General features: G+C 53.6%; 14 protein-coding genes. 4 read left to right on the forward strand and 10 right to left on the reverse strand.

The window, feature by feature from the left end:
* Positions 1–57 precede the first annotated feature (57 nt).
* A complete protein-coding gene (locus tag OGY67_RS12710) occupies positions 58–4,413 on the forward strand; it encodes an autotransporter outer membrane beta-barrel domain-containing protein (protein ID WP_286574024.1) in 4,356 nt (1,451 codons plus the stop codon).
* A 216-nt stretch (positions 4,414–4,629) separates the two neighbouring features.
* Here OGY67_RS12710 and iolB read toward each other — a convergent pair whose 3' ends face one another.
* The 10 genes from iolB to OGY67_RS12760 form a co-directional block, all read right to left on the reverse strand.
* Positions 4,630–5,448 (reverse strand): 5-deoxy-glucuronate isomerase, encoded by an 819-nt coding sequence (gene iolB / locus OGY67_RS12715; protein ID WP_153752437.1) that lies wholly within the window; start codon positions 5,446–5,448, stop codon positions 4,630–4,632.
* A gap of 9 nt (positions 5,449–5,457) precedes the next feature.
* The gene (gene iolE / locus OGY67_RS12720; protein WP_060683363.1) at positions 5,458–6,348 is read right to left on the reverse strand and encodes a myo-inosose-2 dehydratase; all 891 of its coding nucleotides are present in this window, start codon (positions 6,346–6,348) and stop codon (positions 5,458–5,460) included.
* Positions 6,349–6,362: 14 nt separating this feature from the next.
* Positions 6,363–8,267, reverse strand: coding sequence for a bifunctional 5-dehydro-2-deoxygluconokinase/5-dehydro-2-deoxyphosphogluconate aldolase (locus OGY67_RS12725; RefSeq protein WP_286574025.1), 1,905 nt, complete (start codon positions 8,265–8,267; stop codon positions 6,363–6,365).
* A 12-nt stretch (positions 8,268–8,279) separates the two neighbouring features.
* Complete coding sequence (locus OGY67_RS12730) at positions 8,280–9,413, reverse strand: Gfo/Idh/MocA family protein (protein ID WP_048236587.1); 1,134 nt, start codon at positions 9,411–9,413, stop codon at positions 8,280–8,282.
* A gap of 8 nt (positions 9,414–9,421) precedes the next feature.
* Positions 9,422–10,450 carry an ABC transporter permease gene (locus tag OGY67_RS12735; protein ID WP_003826102.1) on the reverse strand — a complete coding sequence of 343 codons (1,029 nt, stop codon included), beginning with the start codon at positions 10,448–10,450 and terminating at the stop codon, positions 9,422–9,424.
* 11 nt (positions 10,451–10,461) lie between these two features.
* Entirely contained in the window at positions 10,462–12,009 is a 1,548-nt protein-coding gene (locus OGY67_RS12740; protein ID WP_003839789.1) for a sugar ABC transporter ATP-binding protein, read from the reverse strand.
* A gap of 53 nt (positions 12,010–12,062) precedes the next feature.
* Positions 12,063–12,992 (reverse strand): sugar ABC transporter substrate-binding protein, encoded by a 930-nt coding sequence (locus OGY67_RS12745; protein ID WP_003839787.1) that lies wholly within the window; start codon positions 12,990–12,992, stop codon positions 12,063–12,065.
* 38 nt (positions 12,993–13,030) lie between these two features.
* Complete coding sequence (gene iolG / locus OGY67_RS12750; protein ID WP_286574026.1) at positions 13,031–14,017, reverse strand: inositol 2-dehydrogenase; 987 nt, start codon at positions 14,015–14,017, stop codon at positions 13,031–13,033.
* Positions 14,018–14,360: 343 nt separating this feature from the next.
* Complete coding sequence (gene iolD, locus OGY67_RS12755) at positions 14,361–16,286, reverse strand: 3D-(3,5/4)-trihydroxycyclohexane-1,2-dione acylhydrolase (decyclizing) (RefSeq protein ID WP_286574027.1); 1,926 nt, start codon at positions 16,284–16,286, stop codon at positions 14,361–14,363.
* Between the two features lie 11 nt (positions 16,287–16,297).
* A complete protein-coding gene (locus OGY67_RS12760) occupies positions 16,298–17,803 on the reverse strand; it encodes a CoA-acylating methylmalonate-semialdehyde dehydrogenase (RefSeq protein WP_003839780.1) in 1,506 nt (501 codons plus the stop codon).
* Between the two features lie 293 nt (positions 17,804–18,096).
* Between OGY67_RS12760 and OGY67_RS12765 the strand changes: the two genes are divergently transcribed.
* From OGY67_RS12765 to OGY67_RS12775, 3 genes are all read left to right on the forward strand, one after another.
* Positions 18,097–18,951, forward strand: a complete 855-nt coding sequence (locus OGY67_RS12765; protein WP_008785563.1) for a MurR/RpiR family transcriptional regulator — start codon at positions 18,097–18,099, stop codon at positions 18,949–18,951.
* A gap of 244 nt (positions 18,952–19,195) precedes the next feature.
* Complete coding sequence (locus tag OGY67_RS12770) at positions 19,196–19,762, forward strand: Slp family lipoprotein (RefSeq protein ID WP_003826090.1); 567 nt, start codon at positions 19,196–19,198, stop codon at positions 19,760–19,762.
* A gap of 280 nt (positions 19,763–20,042) precedes the next feature.
* Positions 20,043–21,197: an efflux RND transporter periplasmic adaptor subunit gene (locus tag OGY67_RS12775; RefSeq protein ID WP_008785564.1), complete on the forward strand. Its 1,155-nt coding sequence runs from the start codon at positions 20,043–20,045 to the stop codon at positions 21,195–21,197.
* The last annotated feature ends 14 nt before the right edge of the window (positions 21,198–21,211 follow it).

A 21,211-nucleotide genomic window follows, 5' to 3' on the forward strand; every position in this document is an offset into this window, starting at 1 on the left:
TAAATATTTCACCCCAAAAGTGTTAAATTTTTATTATGATTATTTTGCGGAGAGTTTATGAACAAAATATATCAAATAAAATGGAGTAAAGTCCGTAATTGCTGGTGTGTGTGCTCCGAACTGGGAAGGAAGAACACGAAAAAAAAGTCCAGGGCGTTATTAGCCGGTGCTGTAGCGCTATGCTCATCAATGGCTTTTGCTGATGATATTGATGTCATCACAGATAACACCATTGATTTTGGCCAAAACAGTCACTCCATTAATTACCATATCAATGTAAAAGATAACGCCAACCTGGTGATTAATGCGCCGGACTCTCGCCCCCGCCTGACCTTCACATCAGGTGGTGGGCTGGATATTACCCAAGGAACAGTGCGTATCAATGGTGAGCTAAACGTTCTGCTGAGAGGTACGGGTTATCTTAACGTGTCCAATGCAGGCAGCGAACTCTATGCTGACGACTTATATGACAGCGCATCAGACAACTGGCGAACTGGCGGTTATTTTAACGTGTCTGATGGCGGTAAGATTCATGTTAAAGGGACCAGTCGTCTTACCTATGAAAGGGGAAACATTAGCGGCGAAGGTAGCCAGGTAAATACTCAAACATTCTTCATGGGTGTTTTCAAGAGCTACGGTGGCGATCAATTCCTGTCGGTTAATAACAAGGGAGAAATTAACGCCAGTGAGAAATTAAGTCTGGGGTATTTTAACCAAGACTCAAATACCACTTTAGTGGTATCTGATATGGGTAAAATCTCTGCTCCAGAAATTAGTTTGAGTACGAACTCAGAATTAGCATTAGGCGCTCAAGAAGGAGAGAAAGCTAAAGCTGCTGGGATTATTGACGCCAAGAAAATAGAATTCGTTTGGGCTAGTACGGACAATAAAAAAATAACACTGAACCACACCAGTGATAACGCCAATATAACAGCTGATATATCAAGCGGCAGTGAGGGGCTGGGTAATATCAATGCGCTTAATGGCACAACGTTTTTGTCCGGAGATAACTCAAAATTTAGCGGCAAAGTAAAAATTGCCAAGAATGCCACCCTTGGGGTTACGCAGAACCTGGGAACCGCTGATATTAGCAATAGCGGCAAACTCTTGCTGAACGCTCAAGATGACATGGAGTTCACCAATAAGATTACGGGGAACGGTATTATCTCCGTCGGCGCCGGAAATGTGGCGTTAATGGGTGATAACAGCGCCTTTAAAGGCAAGATCAATGTTGAATCGGGTGCCGTTGCGACCGTGTCCGATCAGAAAAACCTGGGCTCTGCCGGGTTATCCGTTGCCGGGAAACTGCAGCTCAATAGCACCAGCGACTGGTTGTTTAACCACAAGATTTCTGGGTCCGGCATCCTGAGTGTCGATACGGGAAATCACGCTTTCTCTTTTAAAAATAGCACAGCGACCTCTGGGTTCACTGGTGCACTGGCGTTACAGAATACGACATTCAACCTGCAGGGAACCAACACCGATGCTCTTGCAAAAGCAGGGCTGATTGCAGGAAAAGGAAGTGAAATTTCACTGGGCACTGGCACACAGTCCATTGGAAGCCTGGCCTTTTCTGGCGGTACCATTGAGTTTTGTAACATTACCCCCGGCATACACCAAACCGACAAAATGGTGAATGTTAAAGATCAGTTAGACCTGACTGGGTCTGGTGCTGTCCAGGTGAATCCTGTGGGCGTAGTGGACGCCATATCTCAGGGTATTGATACCGGTCTCTCCTTAATGGAGCAGGAAGACGCCAATGCGGAAATTAAGCTGGTTTCCACCAATTCAGCAACCGTTGTAACAGGAGATGCCGGAAACCTGCAACTACAGGATCTGAACGGTAACGCGATAACAGATGCTGTTCAGCATGACATCAGCCAGGACGGACAGGTTGTAGCAAAGGGAACGTATGACTATCGCCTGACCAGTGGGCAAAATCATGACGGCCTTTATGTGGGCTACGGTCTGACACAGATTGAATTACAAGGACAGGGTCAGAATGCATTGATCCTGAACGCCAACGGAAAAACCGGAGCGGCTGCGGAATTGAGTTCCCGCCTGACCGGCTCCGGGGATCTGGCGCTCGACAGCCAGAAAGGCCACACAGTTTCACTGTCAGGTTTGAATAATGATTACACCGGTCTGACCGATTTGCGCAGCGGTAATCTACTGATGCTCAATGATAATGTACTGGGCCATACAGCTGGTCTGCAGATGGCAGAAGAGACCGTTTTGGATATGAATGGGCATAGCCAGACGATTGGGCAGCTAACCAGCGCGGTGGGATCAGTTCTGAATATTAATGGCGGTAGCCTGACGATTTCTAACGGCGGAACATCCGCAGGAGCATTGGTCGGCAGCGGTAATCTGAATATAGATAACGGTGTCTTTAGCGTGAAGGGCAATAATGCGTCCTTAAGCGCAACAACGACCATCGCTTCCGGCGCAGAGGTCACTCTGGATAATGTTCAGGGATTGGGGACCGGGGAGATTATTTCCGATGGCCACCTCAATCTCAATGCCGTTGAGGGACACTTGTCCAACAACCTTAGCGGTAAGGGTGAAGTTTCATTCAGCGAATCTAACGTCGCTCTTGAGGGGGATAACAGTGGATTTAGCGGCCAGCTTAACCTGGATAAAAACACACAATTAGTGGCGTCAGCCGCCGAACATCTGGGGGAGGCGACCATTCATAATCAGGGTGACATGATCCTTAACAGCTTGGATGACTGGACCATGCAAAACCAGGTCGATGGCAGCGGTAATGTCATCAAGCAGGGTCAGGGCACTATCACTCTGACTGCAGATTCCACCTATACCGGCACCACTGATATTCAACAAGGGGGTCTGATGCTGGGTCAGGAGGATGCACCTGTTACCTTAGCGAGCCAGCAGGTCAATATATCTTCTGCCGGTATGCTTTCAGGTGCGGGAACGGTACTAGGCAGTATCCATAATGCCGGACTGTTTGTTGCCGGAAATGGAGCATCAGGCCACTTTACTGTTGGCGGAGATCTCACCAACCAGGGTGCGATATCTTTAGGGAATATTGGACAGTCCGCAGGCAATCAGCTGATTGTTGAAGGAAATTACCACGGCGGCAATGGTGTTATTAATTTTGATACGGTTCTGGGGGACGACCGTTCGGTCACCGATAAGCTTATTGTAAAAGGTGATACCACTGGCAATACTCAAGTAAGTGTCACCAATGCAGGAGGCCAGGGTTCACAAACTCTGGAGGGGATTGAGCTTATTCATGTTGATGGCCGTTCTGATGGTGATTTTACTCAGAGCGGGCGTATCACTGCGGGCGCGTATGATTATTCATTGGTTCGAGGTCAGGGGGCTAACAATAATCACTGGTATCTGACCAGTCAGTTGAATAAGCCTGAAAAACCCGAAAAACCGGTTTCGCCCACAGAGCATATGCTTCGCCCGGAAGGAGGGACCTATACCGCGAACCATGCTGCCGTAAACACCATGTTTAACATGCAGTTACACGATCGCTCGGGCAAAGCTCAGTACACAGATGTGTCAACCGGAGAGATGAAAACCACCGGTATGTGGATGCGTCAGGCAGGTGGCCACCAAAGTTGGTATGACGGTAGCAGCCAATTACGTACTCAAAGTAATCGCTATGTGATGCAGCTCGGCAGCGATATCGCGCAGGGCTCAACCAACGGGCATGATAGCTGGCGTCTCGGGATCATGGCCGGGTATGGTCATGACAATAATCAGACCCGCTCATCAGCAACGGGTTACACCTCGCGAGGTAGCGTCAATGGCTATAGCACTGGCCTTTATGCAACATGGTTTGCCGATAACACCGACCATAAAGGCCTGTACCTCGACGGTTGGGCACAATATGGATGGTTTGACAACCATGTCAAAGGTGAAGGACTGGCTTCTGAGTCCTATAAATCCAAAGGTCTGACAGCTTCTGTTGAAACGGGATATACCTTTAAAGTTGGCGAATTCTCTGGCAGCAAAGGAACCGTTAATGAGTGGTATGTTCAACCGCAAGCGCAGGTTACCTGGATGGGGGTCAAATCTGATGACCATCGGGAAGCTAACGGAACGCGTATCGAGATGAATGGTAACGGTAATATTCAAACCCGTCTTGGAGCCAGAGCCTACCTGAAAAGCTTTAATAAAATGGATGAGGGCAAAGGCCGCGAATTCCAGCCATTTATTGAAGCTAACTGGCTCCATAATACACGCAGTTTTAGCACTAAAATGGACGACGTTAGCATCAGCCAGGAAGGTGCACGCAATCTGGGAGAGATTAAACTGGGTGTCGAAGGCCAGATTACACCAGATTTAAATCTGTGGGGTAATGTGGGCGTCCAGATGGGAGACAACGGTTATAACAACAGCTCGGCAACGTTAGGACTGAAATATCATTTCTAATTAGCCCTCAGTAAAAGATAGCCGGGGTGTTTTCGAGAGCACCCCGGCTACTGCCATAACCTCAAATATATCGACGCTTGCATTATTCTCATGGCCAGGCGAGCTATGAGAATAATGAGCACTTAAATAGCGCCAACCGTCATCCCATTCCTCCCCCTTTTACTCATCAAAAGGAGGGAAAAAAACGACTCACTTTTAACAAAGCCATTCATGACCTTACTTATCAACCGGATAATCCCTGTTAATCCACGCATGTTCATCTTCCCAGGTAAACATCCATTTGCGAACCGGGCCGGCCATCACGTTAAGGTAGTAACTGTCATATCCCGCCAGGGTTGCCACCGGGTGATACCCTTTCGGCACCATCACCACGTCGCGGTTATAGACTGCCATACACTCGTCAAGCGACCGGTCGTCGGTGTACACCCGTTGCATACAGAATCCCTGCGGCGGGTTGAGGCGATGGTAGTAAGTCTCCTCCAGATAGGTTTCCTGCGGGGGATTATCGGTGTCATGCTTATGGCTTGGGTAAGAACTGGTACAACCTTCGTTGGTCCACACCTCCACCACCAGCAGGCTATCTGCGGGTTTATCTTCCGGTAAGATGTTGTGCACGTAGCGCTGGTTGTGACCTTTGCCGCGCGCTTCCCCGTCGATATCCTTAGGTGCGATCAGCCGTGTTGGGTGCGTGCCTTTCCCCGGTGCAGCGCAGACCGCCAGCTCCAGTCTGGTCACCGCCTGAACCTGTATGGTTTCACCAGCAGTGACATAAACCGCCCACGGTTTGATGCGTTCAAACGGGCTCATCCGCTCACCGATATCCGTAAAAGTTGCGCCCGGCGTGGTGACGGTCGCGCGTCCGGCAACCAATACCAGACAACGTTCTTCGCTGACGGCGGGCAGCGTAAGCTGCTGCCCTTCCTCCAGTTCATACGCTCTAAAGCCAACATATCCCCAACCGGCGCTTTCCGGCGTTACTGACTGCGTACACCCTTGCTCGTCCGGCTGCTGCCAGCGTGATAATAAACGTGACATATCACCTCCTCAGATAAGCCCGGCATCCCGCGCCAGACGGCTAAGGTTGTTATAGCCCAGACGCGCATACGTCAGCGGATGCGCGATGGCTGGATCCTGCTCCGCCTCCACCACCAGCCACCCCTGATACTGGTTCGCCTTCAGCAATGCCATGATTGGCGGATAGTCAACGCAGCCATCTCCCGGCACGGTAAAGACGCCGCTCAGCACCGCATCAAGGAAGCTGGTTTTGCGGTTTTTGACATCCGCCAGCACGTCGGCACGTACGTCTTTGCAGTGAACATGGTTGATACGTGATGCCCAGCGCTGCGCCACAGCCAACGGATCGGCACCCGCAAAGGTCAAATGCCCGGTGTCGAGCAACAAGCCAACTTCATCACCGGTATTCGTCATCAGATTATCCACATCTTCAGCAGATTCAATCACCGTTCCCATGTGGTGGTGATAGGCAATCTGTACCCCCTGCTGCTGGGTGTAGCGCGCAAACTCGGTGAGTTTTTCACCGTACTCTTGCCAGCGCTCTTGCGGGAAGCGCGGACGCAGATGTACCGGCGTCTGCTGCTCGCCGTGAATGCAGCCACTGACTTCGGCAAAGACCAGCACCTTCGCTCCCAGTTCGCGCAGTAACGTCAGGTGCGATTGCACAGCGGCAATCTCCTCCTCCACGCTGCGTTCCAGCAGACGTCCGGAGTACCAGCCGGAAACCAGTTGCAGGTCGTGGCGCTGCAAAATGGGGCCGAGCAGTCGCGCCTCACGCGGGAATTTGTTGCCCAGTTCGAAACCAGCAAATCCAGCCTCTTTGCCCTCGCTCAGACACGTATCAAGCGACGTCTCAGCGCCCAGTGAAGGAAGATCGTCATTCGTCCATGTCAGTGGATTAATACCTAATTGTACCGTCATCATCTTCTCCTGAATTATGCTTGTCCGCGCTCGCGCCACCAGGCGATAAGCTGCAGGTAGTTATCTTTAATGCGCGCCACCAGCTGCGCATCGTCAATATCGTGTTTCAACCACGCGCGGGAAGCGTCGCCGAACAGCGTGCGTCCCACGGCAAAACCTTTCACCACCCCATGACCCGCAGCCGCTTTAAAATCAGCACGCAGTTGCTCTGCCGGAGCGTCCAGGCCCAGGATCACCACGCCACGGCAGTGCGGATCGCGCCGTTCGATAATGTCACTCAACGCCGTCCAGCCAGCAGAAGTCAGCGGTGGGAGTTTCCACCAGTCGGGGTAGATCCCTAAGTTGTAGAAACGGGAAATGGCGCGCAAATACAGTTCATCACTGCGCGGCATACTGGCCGGTAAAATCACCTCCAGCAGCAGCTCATGACCGGACTGGCAACAGGCGCGGTACACCTCAGCGATTTTTTGTTCTTGTTCCAGACGCAACGCGTGGGCATCTTCCGGATGGAAAAAGACCAGACACTTCACCACATGTTCCTGCGGCCAACTAATGAGCTGCGAGCCTATATTGCCGTGTTCCATCTCCAGCGGGCGCGACCCCGGCAGTTCGATAGGGCGACCTATCCACCAGCCCTCTCCGGTTATCGCATTCAGCGCATCCTGACCAAACGTACCATCGCACAGCAGCCCGGCCTTGCCCTCCAGCCCGGCGCTGTTGGCCGCTTCACGGCTGGCCTGCAAAATAAGCTGTTTCAATGCCGGAATACGCTTCAAAGACGCGCCGCACTGCAACGCCATCTCTTCCAGTTGGCTACGGTGATCAAAGGCCATCACGCACAGTTCCGGCCATGTGCGGCGGCGAGTCGTCACGCGATGTAAATGGTTGAGATGCGGATCGAGATCCGGACGTGGAACCTCTGCAGCGCGGGAAAGATAATCATCAAGCTCAACTTTGCTCGGCATCGCCGGCGCACAGCCGTGACGTGATACCACCAGCGCGCCGCAGGCATTTGCATAGCGGCACGCCTGTTCCCACCCTTCATCGTTAAGATAGCCGCGCAGCAGGCCGGACATAAACGCATCCCCCGCCCCCAGCACGTTCAGCACCTCTACGCGTACGCCGGTGACCGTCAGGCCATCGTCCAGCCGGGCCGGGATCGCGTCGGTATACACCGAACTGCCAAGCGCACCGCGCTTGCAGACCAGCGTCGCGTGACTCACGCCGCGAACCTGCGACAGCGCCTGCAGCGTATCGGTACTGCCGCCCGCGATATGAAATTCCTCCTCAGTGCCGACAATTACATCAAAAAGATGCAGCACCTCCTGCAACTGGCGGGTGACCTGATCGGCGGCGATAAAACGTGTTTCGCCGTCGCCTAAGGAAGTAAGTCCCCACAGCACCGGGCGATAGTCGATATCCAGCGCCGTACGCACGCCGTGACGCCGGGCGTAAGTGAGCGCCGTCAACACCGCCTCGCGGGTTTGCGGATGAGAAAGATGCGTCCCGGTGATGGCAAGACAACGAGCAGAAGCGATGTACTGTTCATCAACATCGCTGGCGGTAATCGCCATATCCGCGCAGTTATCACGGTAAAAAATCAGTGGGAAGGTGTCCCGGTCTTTAATGCCGAGTAGCACCAGCGCCGTCAGGCGGTCTTTATCAGTGATCAGATGGCTGGTATCGCAGCCTACCTGGTTTAATTCTTCACGCAGGAAACGGCCCATATGTTCGTCGCCAACCCGCGCCAGCATTGAAGAACGCAGTCCCTGGCGTGCCGTGCCGTAAGCCACGTTGCCGGACGAACCACCAAGATATTTGGCAAAGCTCGACACATCTTCCAGGCGCGCGCCAATTTGCTGACTGTAGAGGTCAACCGCCACGCGGCCCATGCATATCACATCAAACTGCTTTTCCACGTTGATACCTCTTCAGACAATGTCGTTCACGTTCAGCCAGCGGCCTTCCTGGTGCGAGAGTGCGATAGCGTCAAGCACGCGCGACACCTTCCAGCCCTCTTCAAAGTCCGGCCACATCGGTGCATCGGCGGCAATGCCGTCCACCAGGTCGCGTACTTCTACTGTTTTCTGGTCGTTAAAGCCGATACCATGCCCGGCTCCCATGCAAAACGCGCCGTAGTCCGGGTGCGCCGGGCCAACCAGTAAAGTGCGAAACCCCTGGCGGTTGACCGGATCGTCATGCAGATAGAGCTTCAGCTCAGCCATGCGCTCCTGAGTAAAACTGATGGTTCCTTTGGTCCCGGTAATCACATACGACAACCCCATCTTGCGGCCACAGGCAACGCGCGAGGTTTCAATCACCCCTTGCGCACCGCCCGCAAAGCGCACCATCGCGTGGGCCTGATCTTCGTTTTCTACCGTCACCATTTGCGAGGAACCGACTTTCGCCGGACGCTGTGGCACCACGATCTTCAGGTCGCCGCAGACCTGCTTAATATCCCCAACCAGGTACTGCGCCATATTGACGATATGCGCCGCCAGATCGCCAAGCGCACCAAGTCCGGCGGTCTCTTTAAAACAATGCCAGTGGATCGGCGCAAGCGGATCGGCCATGTAGTCTTCGTTGTGGGTGCCGTAGAAATGGATCACCTCACCAATTTCTCCGCGCTCAATGATCTCTTTCGCCAGCTGCGCCGTTGGGTTCTTCATATAGTTGAACCCCACCAGCGTTTTCACTCCTGCCCGCTGTGCAGCCTCAACCATTTCACGTGCGTCGTGGGCGTTCAGCGCCAACGGCTTTTCTGAATACACATGCTTGCCATGGCGAATCGCTTCCAGCGCCATCTCTTTGTGCAGATGATTAGGAGAACAGATATCCACGACATCAATGGCCGGGTCAGCCACCAGCGCACGCCAGTCTCCGGTTGAGCGATTGAAGCCAAACGCCTGCGCCCGCTCGGCGGCCAGCTCTGGAGAGACTTCCGCCACCATTTCGCGCACCAGCTTGCCGCGCAGGTTAAACACCGTCGGGGCCTGGGCATAGGCGATGGCATGCGCCTTGCCGATATACCCGGTGCCAATCAATCCAATACGAACTTCTTTCATCATGATCCTCACAATGCGCCGCGACGGCTCTTGGCGTAGGTATCGAACGCCACCGCCAGAACGATAATTAAGCCGGTAATAATTTGTTGGTAGTAAGCCGAGACGTTCATCAGCACTAGACCGTTAATCAGGATGCCCATGATGATCGAGCCGATAATGGTGCCGCCAATACGCCCGTAGCCGCCCATCAGTGAGGTACCGCCAATGACCACCGAGGCGATAACGCGCAGCTCAAACGAGATCCCGGCAACCGCTTCTGCACTGCCCAACCGCGCGCTGAGAATGAAGCCCGCCAGCCCTGCCAGACAGCCAATTAACACGTAGACGCTCACCAGCACGCGCTTCACGTTAACCCCAGCCAGACGCGCCGCCTCCGGGTTGCCGCCGATGGCGTACACGAAGCGCCCCCAGCGGGTTTTATGCAGCGCCAGATAACCGCCTACCGCCACCAGCGCGAATATCCAGATTGGAATGGAGATACCGAGCAGTTCGCCGCGTCCCCACCAGCGGTATCCCGCGTCGAAACCGGCAATTGGTGCGCCGTCGTTAATCACCAGCGTCAGGCCGCGCCAGATCGTCATCCCGCCGAGGGTGACGATAAACGGCGGCAGACGCAGGCGGGTCACGCCGAGGCCATGCAGAAAACCAATCGCGGTGCCCATCGCCATACAGATACCAAGGCCAATCAGCCAGCTCATGCCACCCCAGGCATTCGGGTCGACGGTGGTGAAGTTGTCGCCCTTAATCACATACGCGGCGGTCATGGCGCAGACCGCCAGGATGGAGCCCACCGACAGATCGATCCCGGCGGTCAGAATGACAAACGTCATCCCCACCGCCATGATCCCGTAGATGGAGACTTCGGTCAGAATGTTGAAAATATTGCGTTCAGAAAGAAAATTGCTGTTCTGCAACTGAAAGAAAATCAGCAGCAGGATCATGAAAATCAGTACCCCAAAGCGCTCAAAAAAGGCAATGGGATCAAGACGTCCGCCGCGTTTGGCAGGAACCTGCGTTTTAGAAATAATCTGCGTCATGAATCACTCCGTTATGCCGCATTCAGGGCGTTATGGTTGATGGCCATCATCGTCATTAGCCGCTCTTCATTAGCGTCGTCGCCGTGGATCTCGCCAGTCACCCGGCCTTCACTTAACGTGATGATCCGATCGGAAACCGCCATGACTTCCGGCAGATCGGAGGAGATCACGATCACCGCCACGCCCTTTTTCGCCATATCAAACAGCACCTGATGGACTTCTGATTTGGTGCCAACATCGATGCCGCGCGTTGGTTCATCCACGATCAACACCCGAGGATTAAGCGCCATGCAGCGCGCGAGGATCACTTTTTGCTGGTTCCCACCGGAGAGCTTGCGCACCTCCTGCGCGCTGTTGACCATTTTGATCTGCAGCGCCTGGCGGTATGACTCGATAAGGGCATCCTCTTTGCGGGTATTCACGAACCAGCGCCAGTGCAGCAGTGACGAGAGGCTGGAGAGCGACAGGTTGTCGCGGATCGACAGCCCAAGCACCGCGCCCTCTTTTTTACGATCTTCCGGTACCAGCGCCAGCCCCTGATCCAGCGCAAACAGCGGATCGCGCGGCTGATATGGCACGCCATCAAGTTCAAAGCTACCGGAAGTAAAACCGTCGGCGCCAAACAGGCAGCGGGCCACTTCGGTGCGCCCGGCCCCCACCAGTCCGGCAATGCCTAACACTTCGCCAGCATGCACGTGGAAGCTAATGTCGTGCAGCGCGATACCGTGCGGATCCAGCGGCGGTTTTTCGCGACTAAGCCCCTTCACCGCCAGACGCACAGGTTTATCTTCATGGTGAGTTTCGCTGGCCGGACGGCGATTAAAGGCCACATCGCGCCCCACCATCAGGCGGATCAGCTGTTCTACGGTGGTCTGTGCAACCGCGCCATTCCCGGTGAATCGTCCATCCTGGAAAACGGTGAACTGATCGCAGAGTTGAAAAACTTCATGCAGGCGATGGGTGACGTAGATAATGCTCACGCCACGCCCTTTAAGTTCCCGCACCACACGATGCAGGCTTTCTACTTCGCTGTCGCTCAGCGCGGCGGAAGGTTCATCCATAATGATCAGCTTTGCGTTCAGCGTCAGCGCCCGCGCAATTTCCACCATTTGCTGCTGCGCCACGCTCAGTCGGGCCACGGCCGTGGTTGGCGCAACGTTCAGTTGCAGGTAATCCAGAATCACCTGCGCTTCCTGATTTACCGCCTTTTCGTCAACAATCAGATTGCGTTTACGCGGTTCGCGTCCGAGAAACATATTCTCGGCGACGGTCATATTGGGCAGCAGATTAAATTCCTGATAAATCGTGATAATGCCCTTGTTCTGCCGCTCAACCGGAGAGTCTTCTACCGGCAATGTTTCGCCGTTGAACCAAATATCCCCGCGTGTTTGCGGCTGTGCGCCCGCCAGCGCTTTCAGCAGGGTCGATTTTCCGGCACCGTTCTCACCTAACAGCGCATGAATTTCGCCTGCTCCGACGGTCAGCTGTGCGCTGCTCAGCGCCCAAACGCCGGAAAAGCTTTTCGCCAGGTCGGTCACTTTCAGTAAGGGTTGCGACATCGGTCTGCTCCTCCTCATAGAGAGCCGCCACTTGCGCGGCGGCTGCGGACATATCAGTTACCGGCCTCACTAATACGCTCGGCCTGCTGCAGGTTCTCTTTGGTGATAAGCGTTGGCGGGTAGTCAGCCCCGGTGATCGCAGTCTTCTCACGGACGTTATTCACCAACTGGCTCATGGCCGTTTTCACCGCAAAGCCAGGACGCTGATCCGCCGTCACTGCCAGCCAGCCGTCGCGCACACGCGCCAGTGCTTCCGGCACGGCATCGAAGCCCGTGACCAGAACTTCACCCGGTTTCAGTCCTTGTCCCTGTAACGCTTCAATCGCGCCCAACGCCATATCGTCGTTAGCGGAGAGGATCACCTGCGGACGCTTCGGCAACGAAGGCAGAACGCTTTCGACAATGCGCATCCCTTCAGAACGCATCCAGTTACCGGTCTGATCGGCAACGATCTTGTACTTTTCACCACCCGCCTTCAGGCTGTCGCGAATGCCTTTAGTACGTTCAATGTTGGAGGAGGAGCCTGGCTGGCCGGTCAGCAGAATAATGTCTGCCCCGTCAGGGAATTTGGTTTTGACAAAGTCGCCAATCGCCTGACCGCCCTTGTAGTTGTTCGCGCCGAAGTGCGGCACTTTTTTCTGGCTGTCAACGGAGCGGTCGAGGGTAACAACGGGCAGTTTCGCATCCTGAATTTCATCTACCGCGCTGGACACCGCGTTGACATCGTTCGGTGAAACAATAAAGCCCTGTGCGCCACGAGTTATGGCGTTTTCCAGGTCAGCGACCTGTTTTGGCGAGCTACCCTGCCCGTCCAGGACCTGTAAATTCACGCCCATCTCTTTTGCGGCTTTCACCGCCGTGCGCTGCATGTGAACTTCAAATGGCATCGCCAGGTTTGGCGTACTGAAAACAATTTGCTCATTTTCAGCAATGGCTGCCCCGGATGTCATGGCGATGAGGACAGCTAAGATCAGTTTTTTCATTATTATGCCTCTCTGTGTAGGGTAGGTTGTGGTGACAATCAGAGGAGAACTTCACGTTGGCTATGCAGTGACTCCAGCGCTTTATCCGCCAGATACAGCGCACGCTCGCCATCATCCCCGCTGCAATCAGGGACCGCTTCGCCGCGCAGTACCGCAACAAAGTGTTCCCATTCCGCGGCATAGGCCGATTTATAACGCTGCAGGAAGAAATGTTCAGGTAACGCGCTGGTGCTGCCGGTCTTCGCGTAGTGTTGCACCTGATTTTCGAGAATGTTGCCCGCGCACAGCAGCCCTTCAGAGCCGTGCAGCTCAAGGCGCTGATCGTATCCGTAAGAAGAACGGCGGCTGTTGACGATGGTCGCCATCGCGCCGGAGGCATATTTCAGTACGATGAACGCGGTATCGATATCGCCCGCTTCACCAATCGCCGGATCCACCAGATTGCTGCCCTGGGCATACACCGAAACCGGCTCTTCGCCCATGATAAAGCGCGCCATATCAAAATCGTGGATGGTCATATCACGGAACATACCGCCGGACACACGCACGTATTCCGCAGGCGGCGGCGACGGGTCGCGGGAGATGATCAGCAGCGATTCCGGCTTTCCGATACGCCCGGCCAGTGCGTCAGTTTTCACACGGCGAAACTGTGGATCGAAGCGGCGGTTGAAACCGATAAACAACGGTACGTCGTACTCTTTGACTACTTTCAGGCAGTCGCGTACACGGGCCAGATCCAGGTGGACCGGCTTTTCACAGAAGATGGCTTTGCCGTGGCGGGCGGCCATTTCAATCAGATCCGCGTGGGTATCGGTCGCGGAGGCAATCAGCACGGCGTGAACGTTAGGGTCCGTCATCGCCTCATCCAGGCTTTGCAAACGAGCCTGGTACTGTGTGGCAAGACGGGTGGCAAATTCCTGATTCGGGTCGACGACGGACCAGAGGGTAGTGGCACTGTGACTGGCAATGTTAGCTGCATGTACCTGGCCAATTCGGCCAGCGCCCAGTAAAGCAATGTTAAACATAACGGCTCCCGGTGTTGGTGAATGCGATGAACTAACGACCCTTTAAATAAAACATTTATTTCATTTTTATAAATAGTGAAAATTATGTTTTTGGGTTCAAGTTAACACTTTTGAGATGAGTGAGATAAAATCTGTTATCAATATCACAACATAACAACAGGAAAGATGCAGGAATTGGCCCCCTTCCGTTCAGGAAGGAGGCGATGGATGAAGAGAAAGGAAAAATGAAATGAAAATTTCGTTGTCGCAGGTTACCGGATGACAGCGCTAACGACTTATCCGGACTGGGGGTAGAATCCGCTGTAGGCCGAATAAGCGCAGCGCCATCCGGCATTAATCGCTTTTAGTACTGACGTGCGTTTTTCACCTGCTCAAACGTCTGCTCAGCCGCTTTTCGCACCGACGGAGATTCTGCCACCTGCGCATCGCCAGTGCGCCACCAGGAGGCATAGTCGTGGGTCATGGTTTTCGGCAGAACTTTGATATCCAGCAGCACAGGCCCCGAATGCGCACGCGAGGCTTCCAGCGCCGACAGCAGGCTTTGCTCGTCATGTACACGCCATGCCCGACAGCCGTAGCTTTCCGCGTTTTTAGCAAAATCGACCTTCACCAATGGCCCATCCAACCGTCCGGTTTGCGGATTACGGTGACGGTTTTCCGTACCGAAGCTCCCCATCCCATGCCCCATCTGCAGGTTGTTAATACACCCGAAGCTGGCGTTATCAAACAGCAGGATAGTGACTTTTATCCCCTCCTGGACGGCGGTTTGTAGCTCGGAATGCAGCATCATGTACGAGCCATCCCCCACCATGGCATATACCGGCTGCTGCGGCTTCGCCAGCCTGGCTCCAATAGCAGCCGCAATCTCATAGCCCATACAGGAGTAACCGTATTCCAGGTGATAGCTGTCCGGGGTTTTGACCTGCCAGATACGCTGTAAATCGCCAGGTAGCGATCCGGCGGCCCCTACGACGATAGCGTTATCTTCAATGTGCTGATTGATAAGCCCCAGCACCTTCGTCTGGGTCAACCGGGTGTTTAGCGTGTCGCCATATTCAGCCAGCTGAGCGTCAAGATGCCCAGCCACTTCGGGTTTGTCATCGGGACGCCAGTCGCGCTCCCATAAACGTTGGCACTCATCGCGCCAGGCCTCTTGCGCCTGCGCGACCTCCTTCCCCCAATCGCTGCGGTAGTCTTTCAGTGTTTCAGTTAATGCCGTAAGCCCGGTACGGGCGTCGGCGATAAGCGCAGTGGCATCAAGCTTCAGTGCGTCAAACTCCGCCACGTTCAGCAGCAGGAACTCAACCTCCGGATGAGAAAACAGCGCTTTCGAACCGGTGGTAAAGTCGGTGAGGCGCGTACCAATGCCGATCACCAGATCGGCTTGCGGTGCGAGCTGATTAGCTGCCATCCCTCCAGTTACCCCAATGCCTCCGAGGTTAAGTGGGTGGTCACTAACCAGCGATCCCTTTCCGGCCTGAGTTTCGGCAAACGGCAGTTGCAGCGTTTCAACAAACGTACGAAACGCCTCATGCGCGCCGGAATATCGTACCCCGCCGCCGCATACCACCAGCGGACGGCGTTTGCGGGCAATCAGCGCCCGCGCCATTGCCAGACGCTGCGGGTCGGGTGGTCGACGTTCGATCAAATGAACGCGGCGCGCAAAGAAGCTCTGCGGATAGTCCCAGGCTTCCCCCTGCACATCCTGTGGCAGGCAAATAGTTACGGCACCAGTATCTGCGGGGTCAGTAAGCGTTCGCATCGCGTTTAGCATCGCGCTCATTAACTGCTCCGGGCGGTTAATCCGGTCCCAGTAACGCGAGACCGGGCAGAAGCAGTCGTTGGTACTGATGCCAAGATCATGGTATTGCTCAATTTGCTGCAATACCGGGTCCGGCTGACGACTGGCGTAGACATCGCCAGGCAACAGCAGCAGCGGAATACGATTCGCCGTCGCGGTTGCCGCTGCGGTCACCATGTTTGCCGCTCCCGGCCCAACCGATGACGTCACGGCAAAAATACGCTGGCGCCGATGCTGTTTGGCGAACCCGGTCGCCATGTGCGCAATTCCCTGTTCATTACATCCCTGCATCACCTGCAAATGACCGGGTGCCTGCTCCAGCGCCTGGCCAATGCCAAGCACGTTACCGTGACCAAAGATGGTGGCGACGCCCTCGACAAAGGGCGTTTCCACGCCATCGACACAGATATATTGTTGATTAAGGAATTTGACCAGCGCCTGAGCCATGGTCATACGTTCGGTTTTCATAAACCCTCCTGTCAGCCCAGCGTTGGCATGGAGAACGCGGCCCCTGTGTCCTGCAGCATCTCCGGCCAGCGTGCGGTGACGGTTTTCATCCGGGTGTAGAAGCGCACGCCATCGTTACCATGAACGTTCAGCGCACCAAAAATAGACCGCTTCCAGCCGCCAAAACTGTGGAACGCCATCGGCACCGGAATTGGCACGTTTACGCCCACCATGCCCGCCTGCACTTCTTCGCAGAAGCGACGCGCACAGCCGCCGTCACGTGTGAAAATTGCCGTGCCATTACCATATTCATGACGGTTAATCAGTTCCACCGCGCTGCTGTAATCTGCTACGCGCACCACAGAAAGCACCGGTCCAAAAATCTCTTCTTTATAGATGGTCATCTCCGGCGTGACGTTATCAAACAGGGTCGGCCCGACAAAATAACCCTGCTCATGGCCTTTAACGCTAAAACGTCGACCATCCACGCGCAGGCTGGCCCCCTGCGATTCCCCACTGTCGATATAACCGAGCACTTTATTACGATGTACAGAGGAGATAAGCGGCCCCATTTCATTTTCCGGTGTCTGGTCAAGACCAGGCCCGACACGCAGCGCCGCAATCTGTTTTTCCAGTCGCGAGCACAGCTCATCTGCCGTTTTGTCTCCTACCGCCAACACGACCGAAAGCGCCATGCAGCGTTCACCCGCCGCGCCGTAAGCGGCCCCCATAATGGCGTTGGTTGCCATATCCATGTCGGCATCCGGCATTAAAATGCAGTGATTTTTAGCGCCACCTAACGCCTGGCAACGCTTACCGTGGGCGGATGCCGTCTGATAAATGTATTCCGCAATCGGCGTAGAGCCGACAAAACTCACGGCCTGCACGCGCGGGTCAGTTAACAGCACGTCAACGGACTCTTTGTCCCCCTGCACGACGTTGAACACGCCGTCCGGCAATCCGGCTTCTTGCAGCAGTTTCGCCAGTGCCAGGGCGAGAGAAGGGTCTTTTTCTGAGGGTTTCAGCACGAAAGTATTCCCGGTTGCCAGCGCGATGGGGAACATCCACATCGGTACCATTGCCGGAAAGTTAAACGGCGTGATCCCGACGCAAACCCCGAGCGGTTGCATCAGCGAATGGCTATCGACGCCGGTACCTACGTTGGCTGAGTGTTCGCCCTTTTGCAGATGTGGGATGCCACAGGCAAACTCCACCACTTCCAGGCCGCGGGTCAGTTCACCAACTGCGTCAGAGAATACCTTGCCATGCTCTTCGCTGATGATGCGAGCCAGCCTCTCCATGTTTTCTTCCAACAGCGCCTTAAAGCGGAACATCACTCGCGCACGTTTTAACGGAGAATGGCGCGCCCAACCGGGGAATGCGTCGTGCGCTGCCGCAATGGCCTGCTCGGTTTCCTGTGTCGTACTCATCACCACCTGGCGGATCTGCTCGCCGGTGGCCGGGTTGAAGATTGCCTGAACGCGCTGGCCTGAACCGGTGACACATTCGCCGTGGATAAAATTCGCTACTGTCTCCATCCTTAACCTCTCGCTGTTGATACGTGACTGTTACCTGAACACTGTTATCTGTGTACTATATATGAAACAAACATTCCATTTTAAGTTGAAATAAAATAAATAATGATTAATGTGATCAAGGATGGGTTTTTATGTTAACAAGCGGAATCGCATGATTAGCGTGCACTGGCATAACGTTTCAGCGGACGACAAGCCTGAAGCTTTTGTTTCGTTTTTACAGCCAGATGAATGAGTGACATTTCAAAGACGCGGTTTTGCGTTTAGAATCATAAAACTATGTACCAGGAGGTAAAATGACAACAGCAACCAGCCTGAACGAGCTGCAGCAGCAAATCCGCGATCGCTACGATAGCCTGAGTAAGAGGCTGCAGCAGGTGTCCCGCTATGTGCTGGATAATACCAATAGCGTGGCCTTTGATACGGTTGCCGTCATTGCTGAACGTGCCGGAGTGCCACCCTCTACGCTTATCCGCTTCGCCAACGCCTTTGACTTCACCGGCTTCAACGAAATGAAACAGCTGTTTCGTATGAACCTGGTAGAGGAAACCGCCAGCTACAGCGACCGCGCGCGCATGTTCCGTGAGATGGAAAGCGAAGCCGTACCGGAAACCCCGCTCGATATCCTGCAGGAGTTCGCCCGTTCGAATACCCAGGCGCTCCAGCAGCTGGCAGCCCGTGCCGAACCTGAAATGCTGGAACGCGCCGTACAATTGCTGGCAGAAGCCGACACCATTTACATTGCAGGTCTGCGTCGTTCGTTTAGCGTAGCGGCCTATCTCACCTACGCCCTGAGCCATCTTGAGTGTCGTCCTATTTTGCTCGACGGAATGGGCGGAATGCTGCGCGAGCAGATTAACCGCATCAAAGCGCACGATATCGTGGTGTCGATTAGCTTCTCGCCTTATGCGGAAGAAACGCTGATGGTCAGCGAAACTGCGGCCAATGCCGGCGCGCGCCAGATCGTGATTACCGACAGCCAGATAAGCCCGCTGGCCACGTTCAGCGATCTCTGCTTTGTGGTGAAAGAGGCGCAGGTTGACGCGTTTCGATCCCAGTCTGCGACGCTGTGCCTTGTGCAGTCGCTAGTGGTGGCGCTGGCTTACCGTCTGGGTGACGGGAGTAATGAAAACGGTCATTCTGTCGGGTGATGAGCACCGCAAAAATTGACGATCTGTTTTATTACATTCCCGCCAGCGTGACGTGAAACCGTGATGCCAGCCGTTACTTTTATGGTCGTTGAAAATATCGCCCTCATTCAGCGACCAGATAAAATACAATCCGTTATTACCATAAGCTACAATTATATTAATATTAGATAATCAACAATGCGCATGCTGACAATAATACGCAAAGGTTTACTATAGACCTGTCTTTTTTAAGCAGGAAAGTAAAATGAAAAATACAAAAGGGTTGATGATTATTGCCCTTGCTTTCACCCTGGCATCATGTGCTTCCATTCCTGAGAATATCAAAGGTAATAATCAACCCGATATCCAAAAAAACTTTATCTCCGTGCATAACCAGCCCGGTTTATATACCGGTCAACAGGCTCGCTTTGGTGGTAAAGTCATCAATGTGATTAACACCAAAAATGATACGTTGCTGGAAATCGCCGTTTTGCCACTGAACGACTCTGCTAAGCCACAAATAGACGCGAGCTATCAGGGACGTATTCTTGCCCAGCAGAAAGGTTTCCTCGATCCGGTAAACTACAGAAACCATTTCGTGACCATTTTGGGAACAATTCAAGGAGATGAGTCAGGATTCATCAACAAAGTCCCGTACAACTTTGTTAAAGTTGATTTACAAGGAATCCAGGTTTGGCATTTAACTGAGTCTGTCAACACCACCTATAACATGTGGGATTATGGTTACGGCGCATTCTGGCCTGAGCCGATGTGGGGAGCGCCTTACTACGCCAATACAGTCACTCAGGTAACTCCGGAACTAGTGAAATAATCCCAGAGGTAAGATGGCGCGACTATATTCCGGAGTCAAGTGTTGGCAAACAACCCTTCTCATCACCCCGCGTTTATCTTATTGCGCCATCCTGCTTCATGAGATCCTTCGCTTAACATGCATTCTTCCTGTTACATATAATTTTTAACCGCTAATTTGTTAGCGAAGAAATGGGCTTTACCCTTCTCATGCCTGACCATCTTTTGTTATTTACCGACAACTCCCCCACCCTGCATGCAATAAAAGAACATTTGTGTTTATACATTATTCAGGGATTACTATGAACAGAAAATGCTTACTGTTGATACCATTATTCTTTAGTAGCGTCATCATCACCGCCTGCGATAATAAACCTGCAGTAAAAACCGCCATGGAGCCCGAGGTCGGCGTTGTTACCTTAGCGCCCTCCTCAGTAAATATTAAAAGTGAACTTCCGGGTCGCGCGCTTGCGTTCGAGATCGCCGAAATCCGTCCTCAGGTTGGTGGGATCATCATAAAACGCAACTTTGTTGAAGGCGATAAAGTCAGCAAAGGAGAATCACTGTATCAAATTGATCCTGCCCCGCTGCAGGCACGACTGGACTCAGCCAAAGGCGCGTTGGCAAAGGCACAGGCTACCGCCAATAATGTTCGTCTGACACTCAATCGGCAGTCAGCGTTAATAAAATCTAATTACGTCAGCCGCCAGGACTATGACACGACGCGTTCACAGCTTAATGAAGCACAAGCCAATGTTGCCGTCGCTAAAGCGGATCTTGAACAAGCCACCATCAATCTTCGATACGCCAATGTTACCTCGCCCATTGATGGCATTAGCGGCAAATCTTCCGTGACCGTGGGTGCCCTGGTTACTGCCAATCAGGAAAACGCGCTGGTCACCGTTCAGAGATTAGATCCGATTTATGTTGATTTAACCCAGTCAGTACAGGACTTCTTACGCCTGAAAGAAGAGAAAGCCAACGGCCAAATCGCCCAGCAACAAGGCAAAATTCCGGTTGAGCTAATGCTGGAAAACGGCAAGCCCTATCGCCATACCGGTACGCTTGAGTTTTCCGATCCCGCTGTTGATGAGACCACCGGTTCGGTAACCCTGCGCGCCGTATTTCCCAATCCTGAAGGTGAAATTTTACCCGGTATGTATGTCACGGCGTTGCTGGATGAAGGTAGTCAACAAAACGTGTTGATGGTCCCCCAGCAAGGAATTACGCATAACGAGCAAGGAAAAGCCACCGCGCTGATCCTTGACCAGGAAAACGTAGTGCAACTGCGTGAAATAAACGCAGTGAAGGCCGTTGGTAATCAATGGTTAGTGACCGCGGGATTACATCCTGGCGATCGGGTCATTGTGTCCGGATTACAAAGAATTCGTCCGGGAATCAAAGCCCGGGTCCTCCCTTCAAAACTGAACACACCTGACACGGTAGCTGAACAGTAATATTTCAGGCATTA

Origin of the sequence: Citrobacter sp. Cpo015 (genome assembly GCF_030333035.1) — a bacterium.
Lineage (GTDB): Bacteria > Pseudomonadota > Gammaproteobacteria > Enterobacterales > Enterobacteriaceae > Citrobacter > Citrobacter portucalensis.